The 15,342-nt window shown below is 57.5% G+C and carries 12 protein-coding genes and 4 pseudogenes; 8 read left to right on the forward strand and 8 right to left on the reverse strand.

Features of this window, described 5'->3' with window-relative positions:
- Positions 1 to 175: 175 nt before the first annotated feature.
- The 3 genes and pseudogenes from GA0061101_RS24425 to GA0061101_RS24440 form a co-directional block, all read right to left on the reverse strand.
- A complete protein-coding gene (locus tag GA0061101_RS24425; protein WP_037191205.1) occupies positions 176 to 535 on the reverse strand; it encodes a hypothetical protein in 360 nt (119 codons plus the stop codon).
- Between the two features lie 191 nt (positions 536 to 726).
- Positions 727 to 884 (reverse strand): annotated as a pseudogene (locus GA0061101_RS24430) (IS6 family transposase); the annotation flags it as partial.
- A gap of 1,510 nt (positions 885 to 2,394) precedes the next feature.
- Positions 2,395 to 3,267 (reverse strand): LysR family transcriptional regulator, encoded by an 873-nt coding sequence (locus GA0061101_RS24440; protein ID WP_047555620.1) that lies wholly within the window; start codon positions 3,265 to 3,267, stop codon positions 2,395 to 2,397.
- Positions 3,268 to 3,456: 189 nt separating this feature from the next.
- Between GA0061101_RS24440 and GA0061101_RS24445 the strand changes: the two genes are divergently transcribed.
- The 7 genes and pseudogenes from GA0061101_RS24445 to GA0061101_RS24475 all read left to right on the forward strand — a co-directional run.
- A complete protein-coding gene (locus tag GA0061101_RS24445; protein ID WP_037191984.1) occupies positions 3,457 to 4,419 on the forward strand; it encodes a TRAP transporter substrate-binding protein in 963 nt (320 codons plus the stop codon).
- A gap of 11 nt (positions 4,420 to 4,430) precedes the next feature.
- Positions 4,431 to 4,940 carry a TRAP transporter small permease gene (locus GA0061101_RS24450; protein WP_052224312.1) on the forward strand — a complete coding sequence of 170 codons (510 nt, stop codon included), beginning with the start codon at positions 4,431 to 4,433 and terminating at the stop codon, positions 4,938 to 4,940.
- Positions 4,937 to 6,223 carry a TRAP transporter large permease gene (locus GA0061101_RS24455; protein ID WP_037191200.1) on the forward strand — a complete coding sequence of 429 codons (1,287 nt, stop codon included), beginning with the start codon at positions 4,937 to 4,939 and terminating at the stop codon, positions 6,221 to 6,223. The genes GA0061101_RS24450 and GA0061101_RS24455 overlap by 4 nt, the downstream gene beginning before the upstream one ends.
- Before the next feature lie 2 nt (positions 6,224 to 6,225).
- Entirely contained in the window at positions 6,226 to 7,458 is a 1,233-nt protein-coding gene (locus tag GA0061101_RS24460) for an aspartate aminotransferase family protein (protein WP_037191198.1), read from the forward strand.
- Between the two features lie 50 nt (positions 7,459 to 7,508).
- The gene (gene aroQ / locus GA0061101_RS24465) at positions 7,509 to 7,961 is read left to right on the forward strand and encodes a type II 3-dehydroquinate dehydratase (protein WP_037191196.1); all 453 of its coding nucleotides are present in this window, start codon (positions 7,509 to 7,511) and stop codon (positions 7,959 to 7,961) included.
- Positions 7,958 to 9,880: a bifunctional sugar phosphate isomerase/epimerase/4-hydroxyphenylpyruvate dioxygenase family protein gene (locus tag GA0061101_RS24470; RefSeq protein ID WP_037191194.1), complete on the forward strand. Its 1,923-nt coding sequence runs from the start codon at positions 7,958 to 7,960 to the stop codon at positions 9,878 to 9,880. Before aroQ ends, GA0061101_RS24470 begins: the two co-directional genes overlap by 4 nt.
- Before the next feature lie 120 nt (positions 9,881 to 10,000).
- Positions 10,001 to 10,476 (forward strand): annotated as a pseudogene (locus GA0061101_RS24475) (GSU2403 family nucleotidyltransferase fold protein); the annotation flags it as partial.
- 138 nt (positions 10,477 to 10,614) lie between these two features.
- Here GA0061101_RS24475 and GA0061101_RS24480 read toward each other — a convergent pair.
- The 5 genes and pseudogenes from GA0061101_RS24480 to GA0061101_RS24500 all read right to left on the reverse strand — a co-directional run bounded on the left by GA0061101_RS24480 (position 10,615) and on the right by GA0061101_RS24500 (position 14,776).
- Positions 10,615 to 11,385: an ABC transporter permease gene (locus GA0061101_RS24480; RefSeq protein WP_037191980.1), complete on the reverse strand. Its 771-nt coding sequence runs from the start codon at positions 11,383 to 11,385 to the stop codon at positions 10,615 to 10,617.
- A 4-nt stretch (positions 11,386 to 11,389) separates the two neighbouring features.
- Complete coding sequence (locus tag GA0061101_RS24485) at positions 11,390 to 12,172, reverse strand: ABC transporter ATP-binding protein (RefSeq protein ID WP_037191191.1); 783 nt, start codon at positions 12,170 to 12,172, stop codon at positions 11,390 to 11,392.
- Between the two features lie 7 nt (positions 12,173 to 12,179).
- On the reverse strand, positions 12,180 to 13,226 hold the full coding sequence (locus GA0061101_RS24490) for an ABC transporter substrate-binding protein (protein ID WP_092575261.1): 1,047 nt from the start codon (positions 13,224 to 13,226) through the stop codon (positions 12,180 to 12,182).
- 49 nt (positions 13,227 to 13,275) lie between these two features.
- Complete coding sequence (locus tag GA0061101_RS24495) at positions 13,276 to 13,716, reverse strand: VOC family protein (protein ID WP_037191186.1); 441 nt, start codon at positions 13,714 to 13,716, stop codon at positions 13,276 to 13,278.
- Between the two features lie 105 nt (positions 13,717 to 13,821).
- A pseudogene (locus GA0061101_RS24500) lies at positions 13,822 to 14,776 on the reverse strand (helix-turn-helix transcriptional regulator).
- A gap of 268 nt (positions 14,777 to 15,044) precedes the next feature.
- Between GA0061101_RS24500 and GA0061101_RS24505 the strand changes: the two are divergent.
- Positions 15,045 to 15,310 (forward strand): annotated as a pseudogene (locus GA0061101_RS24505) (DDE-type integrase/transposase/recombinase); the annotation flags it as partial.
- Between the last annotated feature and the right edge of the window lie 32 nt (positions 15,311 to 15,342).

Below are 15,342 nucleotides of genomic sequence, written 5' to 3' on the forward strand. Positions count from 1 at the left end.
ATGCTGAGTTGAGCGTGCCGCCCGCCAATTTCGTGATCGACCAAACGTCGGGTACTTTCCATTGGCATCCCGCTGCTATTTTCTAGCCATCAGCGGGCAAGAAGATTGCGGAATTACCGGTGGTTAAGGAGGCGAGGGCACTCCCTGGCGCGTGACCGCGCTCACGGTTGCAGTGTTAAGCGTTTTTGGCCTCTTCTCGCACGATGCCGGCGGTATCGGACGCAAATCGCGCGTTGATCGCCAGGGTTTTGCTGATTTCTTTCGCATAGTCCGAAACCGCATCGCGCCAATAGTCGCCGATGACATCCAGGGTATCATTGGTTTTTTCCGCAGCTATGACGTCATCCATCAGCTTGATGTCGCGCTGAAAACGGTGTTGAAGGAATGATAGGCCTTCGACCTGATAGCGAAGCAATGTTTTCGCTATCGTTGTCGGTATCTTCAATGCGGACCCAGTCGGGTTGTTGTCATCGCTCAAGGCCAGGAATGACGCCATCGGAAGCTCGAAAGCAGACTTTAGAACTTGTTTCTGCATGACACGTTTTCTCCATTGAACACGCAGAAGCCTACCGCGCCGAGAAGGAAGCCACTTTGATCGAAGTCAAGAACGGATCTTCGGTGTCATCGGAAGCCGGAACCACGGTCGCACGATATTGGATAGAGGATTTCCGGCAGCTCACATCGGTGGAAAGGTTTGTCTCTCGCGGAGATGAGCGTAATAGCCATGGATCGGCGGACGATCCAGCGATGAACCGTGGAGTGGTCGACGTGAATCCGCGCTCGGCCATCATCTCTTCCAGATCACGCAGGCTAAGATTGTAAGCCAGACACCAACGTGCGCACAGCAGGATTACAGATCGGTCGAAGTGACGGCCATTGAACATCGACGAGCTCCCTGAAATGGAAGAGCCTATGCTCCAGCCAACGTTGCCGTGCGGTTTGCGAGAGAGCAGACGCAGGTGCCCCAGGTTCCGGCGGGTGAAACTTTCCGCAAGCGTACCGGTTCGAAAGAATGTGATCTTCCGGCTTTCGCTCATCTGCATTAAACACGCGTCGCAGCTCTAATATTTCCCGGAGCAGCATCAATTTAGCCTCACTCCGGTGGGGCTTTTCTTTGACTTCAATCGTGGCGGTCGTTTCGCGAATGGCGTCCTTGCGCGACATCTTGCAATGTCAGCGCCTTCGTCCTCTGGTCTGATGAAAATCGCTTGGGACTGCATGATGGAAACGTCCCGAGTCGAATCGATGACTTCGGTCGTCCCTGTCCTGTACAGCAATGCATGTTCAACCCCCGAGGTTGGCAATTTTGCAACACCGACTATGTCCGCTAAATTTCGAAGTTCTTATAGATGGACAACGGGAGAGGTTAGCGCTGATATGAAGTCGCAGGGTCCGGTCTTGGTTCGAAAGCAATGCGATGGGATTTTTAAGCTGGTGGCACATGGAAATGATCAGATTGCGCAGCCGGCTCGATACTCGCGCCGTTGCTGGATCATACGAGCCGTGGGCCTGCGATGCGATTGATCGCTTCGAGCGTGAGATCGAGGCTTTCTGTCGACGATCGGGATTTTTCGTCGTGATGTGAGGGTCGAAACTTGCGCAGGCAGCAAATGTTTCAACCCAGACAATAAGTCGGTTGGAACGAGGAGACCAATTACGAAATGGCACTCTGGACGGCATAAGGCAGGTGCATCGAAGATGCTGGTATAGAATTCATTCTGGAAGACGCCGATGGCTATGGAATCCGGATCAAGAAGCCGCAATTGCCGCCATCGTAGGCTCGACTGCAAACAAGCTCGCGCGGCATGGGGACATATGTAGCGAACATCGTTGTCGTATGGCGGACTGCTTTAAAGCAGAGGATGGGGCAACTAGATCTCTTTTGGTTGGGGGACAAAGACGCAAAAGCGGTGGTCAGGCCCGGCCTCGCTCGAATGCGTCGGCATAGAGCGCCTCGATCCGTTCGACCTCGACGTCGTCCAATGCAGCGAACTCCTTCGTGCGTGCTCTCTGCGACAGCCGGCCGTCGTTCCGGTCGAGGAATTTGTGCAGCAGTTCACTTGAGCTGTTGGCATGTCGACGATCATTGCCAGGGCGCTGAAAAATGTCGCAATCAGGCTGGGCGAGCTATTTGGCCCATTGGATAATCTCTAGTGTCGCGACGACCTTCCTCAGACAACCATCGTCTTCGACCCTGCAGACCACACCATGCGATTGGCCAATTACGGCAATTGTACTTGTAATGCATCACGCTAGCACAGACGACCACCTTTCGTCTGTGCCCACCGTTACGTTCATTCCTATCGAACGACGCGCTTTCCGGCGAAAAATCCAAAATAACGCTCTTAATGGAAGCAGGACAGCCGATCACGCCGTCACTTCGGGGCTGCCAGCCTAAGATGCCTGGAGCCGTTCAGCAGTGAGTTGAAATTCCGACCTTAGGAATGATGCAAGCTGGCGAACAGGAAGACGCGGTTGCATCGGCAGAATCATGGCAAGGCGCAGCAGAGGGAGTGTGGGCAGGCCGTCTCCTTCGCCGAGGCGGCGCCAATCGACCGGAACCGCGCTTTCCGGCAGCACTGTCAGAACATCTCCCGAAGCAACTGCCAAGCGAATGCCTGCGATGTCCGACGAGGAGTAAACGATACGCCAGTTTCGGGCCTGCTGGTCCAATGCCGCAAGTATCTGGGGTCGCGCGCGGCAGCCATCGGGAAAAAGTGCAAGGTGAAGATTGGTGGCCGTCTCCGGCGACCGGTTTGGGCCGCAACACCAGACCTGGCGCTCCTCGCGAATGATCTCCCCCTTGGGCTCGGAAACGCTCTGCGTCACGATCGCGACATCTAGGTCGCGCGATTCCACCATCTGTTCCAGCCGATGCGAAAAATCGTGCCGAAGATCGAGGCTGACATTCGGATGGCGAGGCACGAAACGATCCAAAAGGGCGGTGCCGAAAAGGGTGAGGTAGTCGTCCGGCATGCCGAGCCGAACCCGGCTTTCGTTTCGTCCTTCGAGAAGCATCGCAAGCGCCTCGTCCTCGATCGCGCGGATCCTGCGCGCATAGCCTAAGAGCCGCTGTCCCGTCGGGGTTAGTGAAACGCGTCGATGCGCGCGCTCAAAGAGGCGCAGATCGAGCCGCTCCTCCCACTTCGCGACGGCCATGCTGACGGCAGCCTGCGTGCGGCCAAGCCTCTCGGCTGCGGCAGTGAAGCTCCCGGTTTCCGCTACGGCAAGAAACGCAGCCAAGGCATCGCTATCGAGGTTTCTCATGATCTATCGCACCAGTTTGATAGCGTTTCTATACGCCTGATGCAGCCTTTGTGAAAGATCAGTGACGCTTATGGATCAATAAGAAATCTCTGCTTTCGCCTCCGGCTGGCGCGATTATGGTTTCATCCCGTGCTTACCAATCCTAAGAAAAAGGGGAACAACGTGAAACACAAATTCCATGCCACGCTCATCTCGGCACTCCTGTCTGGCGCTGTACTTTCATGCGCCTTTGCCTTTCCGGCCGCAGCGGAAACTACATTGCGGCTCGCGCATGCATCGTCGCCGGACAGCCTGATCAACAAGGCGGTTGAAAAATTTGCGGCGGAGGTGAAGGAGGAGAGCAAGGGATCAGTCGTGATCCAGATCTTCCCGAACGGCCAGCTTGGCGACGAAGGCCCGATCGCGGACGGCGTCGGCGCCGGCGCGATCGACATCGGCCTGGGTGGATCGATCGACGCGATCGATCCGCGTCTCAACGTGCTCTCGCTGCCGTTCCTCTTCAAGGACGCCGCGAATGTGCACAAGTTCCTGGATAGCGAACAGGGGCAGGCAGTGCAGCATTTCGGTGAAAAACGCGGCTATCTCATGCTCGGCGCACTGGATTCAGGCTTCCGCCAGTTTGCCACCAGCAAAGCCATCGAAAAGCCCGCAGACCTTTCGGGCGTCAAGATCCGCACTCCCCCGAACCCGGTCATTCTCGCAACCATGAAGCAGTTCGGTGCTCTTGCCGAGTCCATTCCCTTCGGTCAGGTCTACACCGCCCTGCAGTCGCATGTCGTTGCCGCGGTGGAGCCCGAGATGCGCGATTACTACGATTCCAAGTGGTATGAAGTCGCAAAGCATCTGACCATATCCAACTATATCTGGACCGCGAATTGGTGGTTCATGAACAAGGACCGCTTCGACGCTCTGACACCTGATGAGCAGGCGGCCGTTAAGAAGTCGGCGACCGATACAGTTGCCTGGTACCGAAGCGAACTCGACAAAGCTTACGCCGACACCCAGGCATCTCTCGAATCCAAAGGCGTGACGGTAACGAAGGTCGACACAGCTCCATTCGCCGAGATGGTCAAGCCGGTTTATGCCCAGTTCGCTAAAGAATGGGGCGCCGATCTCGTTTCCGCGGTCGAAAAGTCCGCGGCCTCGAACTGAGGTCTAAGCCAATGGAACGAGTTCACAATTCTGCCTCGCCGCTGCGGCGGGGTCCGTTGACGCGCGCACTGGAGCTTCTGGGCGTTATCGCGTTCGTCGTGATGTTCTTTTCGACCTTGCTGGGCGTGATTGCGCGTTTCTTCGAATTCGGCGGCGTCGAGTGGTCGTTCGAGGTGGCAGGCATCGCCTTCATCTGGATCACCTTCATCGGACTGCTCAATGCAGAACTGCGGGGAGAAAACGTCGCATTTGAAGCGCTCAATCAGTCGGCGCCTCCCGCTTTGAAGCGGGTATTCGACCTGATCTCGATCCTTGCCCTTGTGACCATGGGCGGTGCATTCCTGATCAGTGGCTGGGCCGTCTGGCAGCGTTCCGCGATGGTTCCAACTGCCGTTCTGCGCATGCCGACGGGTGTCATCACAGCAACGGTGCTGATCCTCGGCCTCGGTGCGCTGGTGATTGGCATTAGACGCCTGCTTGTCCTCACTGGTTTCAAGCAACGGCAGGAGGAGCCGGTATGACCGTCGCTGTTCTCATCATCAGCTTTTCCTTTTTGCTCCTGATCGGCGTTCCGATCGCCTGGTGCATGGGCATCGCAAGTCTCATCACAATCTATGTCGGCGGTCTGCATCTTCCGACTGCATGGTTCGCACAGCAGACGCTGCGTGGCGCTGACGCGATCACGCTTGCCGCAATCCCGCTCTTCCTCTTTGCCGGTGAGTTGATGAACCGTGGAGGGTTGACGACACGCATCATGAGGGTCGCCGAGCATATTTTCGGCCGCATCACCGGAGGCCTCGGTCTCGTCAATGTCGCAACCGCTCTCGTCTATGGCGGCATCAGCGGTTCGGCGACGGCCGACACCGGCGCGGTAGGATCGATCATGATCCCCGCGATGGCGCAGCGTGGCTACCCTAAGGCCTTTGCGGCTGCAGTGACGGCCGCCTCCGGTACCCTCGGCATCATCGGCCCGCAGAGTGTGATTCTGATCCTTTACGGAGTCCTGACCAACACCTCGATCGGCGGTCTGCTGGTGGCGGCTCTCATTCCCGGCGCTTTCATCGCCGCAACTTTCATGATCACGTCCTACATCGTGGCGCGACGCCACAATTTTCCGAGAAACGAGGCCCCTGCGGTCTGGGGCGAGATCGGGCGTGACGTTATTGGCGCCCTGCCGGCACTTCTGATGCCGGTGCTCGTGCTCGGTTCGATCATCGGCGGCATTGCTACCGCGACGGAAGCCTCTGCATTGGCGGTGGTCTATTCCTTCCTGGTCGGTATCCTCGTCTATCGCGAGCTACCGCTTCGTTCCCTCTACGCTGCGGCATCCGCGGCAGTCGCAACAACCGGCGTCATTATGATGATCATGGCGTTGGCAACCCCATTCGGTTGGATTTTGACCGTTGAACAGGTTCCGGCCAACGCCGCGGCCTGGATCACAGGGCTCCATACGGGACCGATTGTAACGATCATTCTCGTTCTGGTCCTCCTAAAGGTCGTTGGCTTCTGGCTCGACCTCGGGCCGGCCCTGATCATTCTCGCGCCGATCCTGGTTCCGATTGCGCTGGCCGCTGGCATGACGCCCTACCAGACGGGGATCGTCTTCACCATGACGCTCGGCATTGGCCTTTTCACGCCGCCGATCGGCACAAACATCTTCGTGGTCTGCAACGTGGCCAAGCTCGACATGTGGTCGGTTTCTGTTTGGCTCGTCCCCTATTGGATCGCAAGCATCGTCTGCGTGGCGGGTCTCGTCGCGTTCCCGTCATTGACAGAATGGCTCCCGAAGCTTTTTGGAGTTTAAAAATGCAACATCTCGTCTGTGGGATATCCAGCGCGGGTCGGGTCGTGCCCGATGTGGATGGAGAGCCGTTTCTGGTCGAAAAAGCTCAGGGTCCCTACGTCTGGGACCAGAAGGGCCGAAGGTACGCAGATACGGCTCTCGGTTTCGGCGCGACGTTCTTAGGTCATACCGATCCGGACGTGACCGAGGCCGTGCGGGTTGCCATGGAACGTGGCTCGATGCCGGCCTACGCTCACGCTCTCGAGGAAGAAGCCGCCTCTAGTCTTGCCGCTCATACGAAAGACCTCAGTAAGGTGATCTTTCTAAATTCCGGCAGCGAAGCGGTTCATCTCGCCTGTCGTACCGCCCGTGCAGTCACGGGGCGGCGCAAGATCGTCAAGATGGCGGCTGGATACGACGGCTGGTTCGACGATGTTGCGTTCGGCAACGCCGGATCACAAGAAGCTCTGATGGGATCCAACGTCCGACCGAGCAACGGAGACACACTTCTGCTCCGCTTCAACGACGTTGCGGATGCGGAGCTTCTCTTTTCTGAATGCAACGACGTTGCAGCCATTGTTCTGGAGCCCATGATGGCGAATGCCGGGTGCGTCGTGGCCAAGCCCGGCTACCTCGAACACGTCGTATCGCTTGCGCGCAAGCGCGGTGCGTTGGTCATCATGGACGAAGTGCTCATGGGCTTCCGTCTCCATCCGGGCCTAGCCTCGCACCATCTTGGCATTTCTCCTGATCTTGCAACTGTCGGCAAAGCGATCGGTAACGGCTACGCAGTCGCAGCCTTGGTTGGCCATCCGGACATCATGTCCGCCTTCGAGGACAAGCGCGTCGTGCGCGCCGGGACCTACAACGGCAATCCGGTAGCCTGCGCTGCCGTAAACGCATCGATGAAGGTCGTCGATACGATCGATTACGCTGCCTTGCGACAGGCCGGCGACGCCTTGCGAGAGACCATCCGCGTGTCGTTTGAAGAAAACGGCGCAGATGTTGTTACCAGCGGATACGGCACTGTCTTCACCCTCTGGAGCTCGCGCAGCGCCCCAATCGACTATCGGGAGGCGGTCCAGAAGGCCGACCCGTCGTTTTCCGCCAACATGCATATCGCACTTCGCCGCGCCGGGGTGATGTCGATGTTCGGCACCTATGGCAGGCACTACATCTCTGCACGAAATAGCGCACCTGTCATGCAGCAGCTGGCGGAAGGTTTCGCCTCCGCCGCCCAGCAACTTGCAGTCTGAAGTTGTCGGCCGGAGCAGTTCCGGCCGTCTTTTGCTTTAAGGGAGAGAGAATGCCTGTGATCTATGTCCTCAACGGACCAAACCTCAACCTTCTCGGAAAGAGGCAGCCACACATCTATGGCGGCAAGACCCTGGCCGACGTCGAAACCGAAGTTCGCGGCCTTGCAAGCGAGCTCGGATTCGATATTCGCTTTCATCAGAGCAACCGGGAATATGAGATAATCGACTGGATCCACGAGGCCCGGGAGGACGGGGCCGCGGTCGTGATCAATCCGGCCGCATTCACGCATACTTCGGTCGCAATTCTCGACGCCCTTAACGCCTTTGAGGGGCCAGTCATCGAGATACATATTTCGAATGTGCACCAACGCGAGAGCTTCCGACATCATTCGTTCGTGTCGCTGCGCGCCGACGGCATCATCGTCGGAATGGGGACCGATGGCTACCTGCTGGCTTTGCGCGGCGCGATTTCAAGACTGAATGCGCAGCGTAGCAAGAAATGAAGACGTCGATCGCAACAGTCTCGATCAGCGGCGAGTTTCCGGAGAAGCTCGCGGCGATCGCCAAGGCGGGCTTCACGGGCGTCGAAATCTTTGAGAACGATTTTCTAACCTATGACGCATCGCCGCGTCAGGTCGCAGCCCTGGTCCGTGATCATGGGCTTGAGGTCACACTGTTCCAGCCGTTTCGCGACTTCGAAGGCATGCCTGAGCCGATGCGCGCACGCGGCTTCGAGCGCGCCAAGCGGAAATTCGACATCATGGGCGAACTTGGCACCGATCTGATGCTGATCTGCTCGAACGTGTCTCCGTTCGCGCTCGGCGGAATTGACCGTGCTGCTTCGGATTTTCAACAGTTGGGAGAACTCGCTGCGGCACACGCGGTCAGGGTTGGCTTTGAGGCGCTCGCCTGGGGACGGCATGTCAACGACCATCGCGACGCTTGGGAAATTGTTCGACGGGTGGATCATGTAAACGTCGGCTTGATCCTCGACAGCTTTCATACGCTTGCCCGCAAGATCGACCCCAACACGATTAGATCGATACCAGGCGACAAGATCTTCATCGTCCAGCTTGCCGATGCGCCGTTGATCGATATGGATCTTTTGTACTGGAGCCGTCACTTCAGAAACATGCCAGGCGAAGGCGATCTCCCTGTTGTCGACTTCATGCGCGCCGTGGCGGCAACCGGATACGACGGTCCGTTGTCTCTGGAAATCTTCAACGATCAATTCCGAGGCGGCTCTCCGCGAGCGATCGCAGAGGACGGCCATCGTTCGCTGATCTATCTGATGGATTGCGTTGCGAGGCTAGAACCAGATCTGAGCACTGACGTCCCCGCTATGCCCAATCGGGTTCGTGCCGCAGGCGTCGAGTTTCTTGAATTCACGACGGACGAAGAGCAGAAACTTGAGCTCGAAGCACTGCTGTCGACGCTTGGATTTGCAAAAACCGGAAAGCACATCAATCGCTCGGTCGACCTTTTTACGCAAGCCGATATCCGGATCGTAGTCAATACGGACACGAAAGGGGATACTTTCGCAAGTTCGTCATACGCGGTGCATGGTACCAATGCCTATGCGTATGGAATGAAAGTCGATGATGCGCGAGTGGCCGGCGACCGCGCCCGAAGCCTGGGCGCCGCTACGTTCTCAGAACCGCGATTTGGGGGAGAAGTCGCAGTGCCGGCGATCCAAGGGGTCGGCAATAGTGTAATTTATTTCCTGGACGATTCCGACGATCTGAAAACCATCTGGGATCGGGAGTTTGTTCGGGTACCCGTTGCTGATCCGGCAGACGATGCCCGCCTCACGCGGGTCGATCATATTGCCCAGACCACTCACTATGACGAGATGCTGACGTGGCTCTTGTTCTATACGTCGATCTTCGAGACCAGACGAGCGCCGATGATCGACGTGATCGATCCAGGCGGCCTTGTCAGGAGCCAGGCAATCGAGAGCCTGACCCAGCCGGGCTTCCGACTGACTATGAACGGTGTCGACAATCGCAAGACGTTCGCCGGCAAGTTCCTGGCCGAAGGCTTCGGAACGAGCATTCAGCACATTGCATTTGCGACTCAGGATATATTCGCAACGGCAGCTGCATTGCAGGCGCGCGGATTTCAGCCGCTGCCGATCTCTCGCAATTATTACGACGACCTCGAAGCACGTTTCGGGTTGTCGCCAGAGTTCTCCGACAGGCTTCGAGCGCACAGCATCCTCTATGACCGTGACGAGGCCGGCGAGTACTTTCAAATTTACAGCCGTACTTTGGGCCAGGGCTTCTTCTTTGAGATCGTTGAGAGAAGGGTCGGATACGCCGGCTACGGCGCTATGAACGCGCCGTTTCGCATTGCGGCACAACGCCGTCTATCTCGACCGGATGGTGTGCCAAAGGTGGGAGTGGGAAAAATGCGCGGGTAAGAGTCTTCCGGTACCCGCATGCGACGACCGGATGCCGCCTGGCGATGGAGCAGCTGATTTGCGCAGCCCGGATCGAACTCAGGGATGCGTTACGTGACAGCAAGCCAGATGGAAATTAACCCGGAGGGTCGGTTCACCCCGGCGAACATCAAAGGGTGCAAATATTGGTACTTCGACATCCCGGACGGACACGGCGATACGAAACGTCGTTACGTCGGTCCTGCTGAAGATCCGGTTATCGCGCAGCGCGTAGCTGATCATAAGCGGGACAAGGATGACCTACGCGCTCGCAGGCTCTTGCCGATGGCGGTCTCTTTCGACTCCGGGGTGTTCTCATCGGGACGGTGGCCTTTCAGTGCTATTCGGGACTACTTGGCGTCCGCCTTCCCATGGCGCGGATCCGCTACGCTTTCTCGACTTCCTCATAAGGGAGCCCGGTCAGGACAATGCTGCTCCACCGAGGCGGTGTCCCAGTCGTCGTCCCTGACCCATCCCGGTATGCGGTCCGCAAGCTCATCGTCGCCAGCCGCCGAAACACTGACGGGCAGGGGCCAGCGAAGCGAGAGAAGGACGTTCGTCAAGCTGCGCTGCTCTTTGGGAACGGCCTATACCTCATAAGCTCAACGATCATCCGACGCTGCGGACTTGGCAACCTGCTACGCAAAGTTTGGGACTGATTGAGCGACGATGGTCGCCAAAGGCGTAATCGGCTGTCGCCACATTCAGCAGTCGGTTCAACCACTCTGTCGCTGTTGTCGATGGAAAATTCGCTCGATCTGGGCGACAGCTGTGAAGAATACGATACCCGATAACGACGCAAGGAGCACCGCAGCGAAGAGCCTCTCCGCCTGATAGTTGAATGTCGACTGGATGATGACGGCGCCAAGCCCTTCGTTCGAGCCGATCCATTCCCCGACGATCGCGCCAATGACGCATGTCGTCGCGGAGATGCGCAGCGAAGCAAAGAGGAGAGGGGTTGCGCGGGGCGCACGCAGGCGCCAGAACGTCTCCCAATCACTAGCCGAAAGCACATGCATCAGCTCGAGTTCGTTGGCAGTTGCCAAATTGAGGCCCCGCGTTGTGTTTACCAATGTGGGGAAGAAGCAGAGCAGAGCCGCGATAATAACCTTGGGGAGAATTCCGAGACCGAAGACGAGGATGATGATCGGCGCAAGCGCAAGCACCGGGATCGTGTTGAACAACAACACGACCGGGAAATACGCCGTCCGAAGGCGAGGATTGTAAACGAAAACAATGGCCAAAAGCACAGCGAGGATATTGCCGAGCAGGAAGCCAAGCAGCGCTTCGTACCAAGTCGGAACCGCGTTCAACAACAGAAAACGCCATTCCGTTGCGAAGGTACGCACTACCGCAGCCGGCGTCGGCAGGATGTAGGCTGGAACACCAAGCGCTGGGATTAGCCATTGCCAAGCAGCCAATAGCGAACCGGCACCGATAGCAGGAAGGCCGGTCATTTCGACGATAGAGAGACGGTGCTTTATCATCCGGTCAAGCTCCTCCATCCCGCAACAACTGGCGCAGATGGGTTGCCGTTTCCTGAACCTCGGGGCTTTCACGGCGACAGAACCCATTATCGTCCTTCATCGGCATCAGATCGATCAATGCCTGGACGCGTCCGGGATTGGCAGCAAGCACGAGCACCCGCCCGCCAAGATAGATGGCTTCGGTAATGCTGTGTGTCACGAAGAGGATGGTTGTTCCGGTGCGGTGCCAGATCGCCAGCAACTCATCGTTCAGGCGGTCGCGCGTGATCTCGTCGAGTGCGCCAAAGGGTTCATCCATAAGCAGGATGTCCGGCTCGCACTGCAGCGCCCGCGCGATGGCAACCCGCTGGCGCTGGCCTCCGGAGAGCTGGTGCGGATAACGGCTGCCAAGATCCGAGAGGCCGACGAGGTCGAGCCAGTGGCTTGGCTTCGAATCCACCGATCGTGAAATGCTTTTCTTTCCGACCTGAAGCGGCAGTTCGACGTTTTGTCTGACCGTGCGCCAAGGTAGCAGGGTCGCTTCCTGGAAAACGAAGGCGACTTCCCTGCGCCGGCGCGCATCCGATGCCGTCTTGCCAAGCACCGTCAGCCGACCGCCAACAGGTGGGAGCAGGTCCGCCACTGCACGCAGGAAGGTCGACTTGCCGCAACCGGATGGGCCGAGAATTGTCAGGAATTCGCCCTTGCGGACAACCAGGTCGACGCCGGAGAGAACGCGGACTGTCTCGGTCGATCCTGCATATCCCAGATGCAATCCCTCCGCTTCGATAGCTATCGTGTCCCCCAACCTGTCCTCACGCAATCTTCGGACGGTCCGCGGCCGTCATCTCGAGAATCTTGGTTGAATAACAGTCCTCTAGCTTCGGAGCGCCAGACTTGAATTGACCGATTTTGTCGTAGACGGTGATCTGTTCGGCAATTGCTGCCGGATGGAAGTCACCCCAGCCATCCCTGCCGGTCGCGGCGTCGAAGCTGAGCGATAGTATGCGCGACACCGTCTTCAGTTCGACGGCGAGATCGAGCTGCGGATAGGCCTCCACCGCGAGCTTGACTGCCTCGTCGGGATGTTGATGCGTCCATGCCCAACCCCTGGCAATCGCTCGTAGCACTTTTGCCAACGTATCGGCATGGTTTTCCAGGGCGTCGTCGGTCGCAAAATATACGTTGGCGTAGGAGGGCAATCCCGTATCTTTCATCATGAGATCGATCCTATCTGGTCCGATCACCGAAAGAGCCTGCGTGTTGGTGATCCAGCCGGTTACGGCATCGACCTGACCGGTGGTCAAAGGCGTCATATCGAAGCCAATGTTCGTAATGGTCAGGCTCGCAGGGTCGATGTTGTTCTTGAGAAGAATGGCATCCAGAACATAGCGCGCGGTTGGCTGAATGCCGATACGCTTGCCCACAAGGTCTTGGACTGTACGGATGGGGGACTTGGGAAGGGAGTAGAAGGCAAAAGGCGCCATACGGAAGCCGCAGGCGAAAATCTTGATTGGAACGCCAGATGCACGGGCGAGCAGGAGTTGAGCCGAGTCCGAGAACTGGCCGAGCTGCGCCTGGCCAGTCACAACCGGCGGTACTGTCGCCGAATTGGGGCCGCCGGGAGAAAATTCCACTTCCAGGTCTTCCGCTTGGAACAGTCCCTGCTTGACGGCGACGATGTCGCCGATTTGTCCGTTGCTCATTAGCCAATCATATTTGATGACGACCTTGGCCGGATCTGCCTTTGAAATACGTGGGGTGAAGATGCTAATGCCTGCTGTTGCTGCAGCAAGGGCAAAAGCGCCTCCCTTCAGGACCGAGCGTCTGTCCAGGATCGTTCGCTTTCCATGTTCTGTCATGGCTTTGCCTTTCTCCTCTTATGTTCGGATGGTTTGACGGCATGGCATGTCAGTCGCTCTGGTCGATGTCTCCGACCGGGCCGCCATCGGCCCATGCGTAGATTTCCCAGAGATTGTCGTCCAGGTCGGCAAAATAACAGCAGCGTGCGTTCCAGTTGTAGTTCTGCGGCGGTGCCTGGAAGATCACGCCGGCGGCCTTGAGCTCCGCGTAGGCGGCGTCGACCTTTTCCGGGGAGGGGACTTCAATAGCTGCACAAGCCTTGTGCACACCGGGCGGTGCTTTGCGACCGGAGATGCCTGTATTCTCGGCAATATGGCCGATCTCCCAAAGCGCCAGCGTGATGCCCGCTCCTTTGAAATCGGCGAAGCCCGGAGCGCGACGGCGCGGTTTGAAACCGAGGCGATCGACATAGAAGGCAGAGGCTCTTTCGACATCCTCGACCAGAAAGCAGATGTCCGTAATCGGATTGATTTGCGCAAAAGCAGCCATATGAACTCTCCTGATGCGAAGAGTGTTGCAGGCCGCCGCCGCCAGAGATTTCAAATTCTTGCGATGCTCTTACGCAAAACTGCTAAGTTTGTTTCGCTCATTGGATCAAGGGCGGACCGAGCGCCGATATTCTTTTGGTGTCATTCCCATCAAGCGGCGGAAAACGTTGGAAAAATGTGCTTGGCTGGAAAAGCCGGTCGCGTAGGCTATTCCGGAAAGCGTTTCCTTTCCATCGGCGAGATAGAGCCGGGCCCGCTCGATTCTGCGCTCAAGGATGAAACGATGGGGGGCCATACTGGCAGCCTTCTTGAACTCCCTGCTGAAGTGGAAGGGGCTCATATTTGCCACACCGGCGAGTTCTTCGACGCTGAGATCGGCTCGGCCCAGCAGGCTCTCGATGTAATCGATCACGTGTCTGAGATTTTGCGAGGTCATTGGACGATCGCTCGGCGGAGACGCCGCCCCCAAAAGCTTCACGACGCAGCAGGCGAGCGCCATGCCGAGATGTTCTATCAGCAACGGATCGCTGCGGTCTCTCTGCTCGATGGCGAGGGCGAGGGATAGCGCGACCTGCAATGTCGTTGGGTCCGTCGTCGCGCTAAGTGCGTCGCCGTCCATATGCTCGGGATCGAAATCTCCGTTGACGAGACTGCTATAGAGCTTCGGCGATTGAAAGATGGAGATATAGTCGGCTTCGTCGCCGTCAACTTCAAGAGAAATGGTTGCGGGCTGAAAGCCCAAGGTAAAAGGTGCCCTAGCGATCCTGTGGAAGCTTCCTGTGCCAAGGCGATAGGCATATCTCCCGTGGGCTGTGCGGTTGATGGAGATGCGGTGGAGCGAACCTCTTGAAATCATCTGACCCGCTGAGCTGCGATAGGTCTCGACGATCATGTTGTGCTGAATGAACGCCCGATAGTTCTCAAGCGACGGCCGGCTTATCGAAAATATCTGCGGATCGATGTCGAGCATTCTGTGTTCTCCATCGAGGAGAGAAGCAAATTTCGCGCCAAACTTCCAGCTCGGCTATGTCAGGCTGATGGGACAGTACTACGGGCGCGATGTGGTTTGCCTAGCCAAGCGAGTGTTGGCGCAGAATTCAACGTTGGAATATCGGAGCGATGGCGTAGGCTTATTTTCGATGCCACTGCAGCGCATACAAGTTAGCGAGACTAACTCTTGGCGGAGCGAAGGTTGGCGGGAGTTTGATAAATCGTTAGGCATCGCAACGTTAACCTGTCGGCGATTGGCCCGTGCGATTTTGTGGCATGCACCGACGCTCTCGTGATCGCCTTTATCGCCGCCACCGTTTCCCGGCTGAAGTGATTGGCCACGCCGTCTGGCTGGCTGTCGATCAGGGTGGCTTCGTTCTCCACGTGCCGGTGCAAAGCCGCCGCAATACCAAGGCCGCCAAGCGTCTGATGCGAAAGCTTATCAAAGGCAGGGCCACTCGCCGCGTGTGATGATTACCGATAAGCTGCCATGCTACGGTGCGGCAAAGCGCGACATTACGCCCGGCGTCGAGCATCGCTCGTACAAAGAACTAAATAACCGTGCGGCGAATTCCCATCAACCCACACGACGGCGAGCGCGGCAGGCAAGACATCTCACCCGAGGTCCGTCAACTTT

The organism is Martinezella lusitana (genome assembly GCF_900094565.1).
GTDB classification, from domain to species: Bacteria; Pseudomonadota; Alphaproteobacteria; order Rhizobiales; family Rhizobiaceae; genus Rhizobium; species Rhizobium lusitanum.

What these genes read in the sequence shown, in the direction of transcription:
- GA0061101_RS24425 (WP_037191205.1), bottom strand. Translation starts at nt 535, where the DNA reads ATGCAGAAACAAGTTCTAAAGTCTGCTTTCGAGCTTCCGATGGCGTCA.
- GA0061101_RS24480 (WP_037191980.1), bottom strand. Translation starts at nt 11,385, where the DNA reads ATGATAAAGCACCGTCTCTCTATCGTCGAAATGACCGGCCTTCCTGCT.
- GA0061101_RS24450 (WP_052224312.1), top strand. Translation starts at nt 4,431, where the DNA reads ATGGAACGAGTTCACAATTCTGCCTCGCCGCTGCGGCGGGGTCCGTTG.
- GA0061101_RS24490 (WP_092575261.1), bottom strand. Translation starts at nt 13,226, where the DNA reads ATGACAGAACATGGAAAGCGAACGATCCTGGACAGACGCTCGGTCCTG.
- GA0061101_RS24455 (WP_037191200.1), top strand. Translation starts at nt 4,937, where the DNA reads ATGACCGTCGCTGTTCTCATCATCAGCTTTTCCTTTTTGCTCCTGATC.
- aroQ (WP_037191196.1), top strand. Translation starts at nt 7,509, where the DNA reads ATGCCTGTGATCTATGTCCTCAACGGACCAAACCTCAACCTTCTCGGA.
- GA0061101_RS24495 (WP_037191186.1), bottom strand. Translation starts at nt 13,716, where the DNA reads ATGGCTGCTTTTGCGCAAATCAATCCGATTACGGACATCTGCTTTCTG.
- GA0061101_RS24470 (WP_037191194.1), top strand. Translation starts at nt 7,958, where the DNA reads ATGAAGACGTCGATCGCAACAGTCTCGATCAGCGGCGAGTTTCCGGAG.
- GA0061101_RS24460 (WP_037191198.1), top strand. Translation starts at nt 6,226, where the DNA reads ATGCAACATCTCGTCTGTGGGATATCCAGCGCGGGTCGGGTCGTGCCC.
- GA0061101_RS24440 (WP_047555620.1), bottom strand. Translation starts at nt 3,267, where the DNA reads ATGAGAAACCTCGATAGCGATGCCTTGGCTGCGTTTCTTGCCGTAGCG.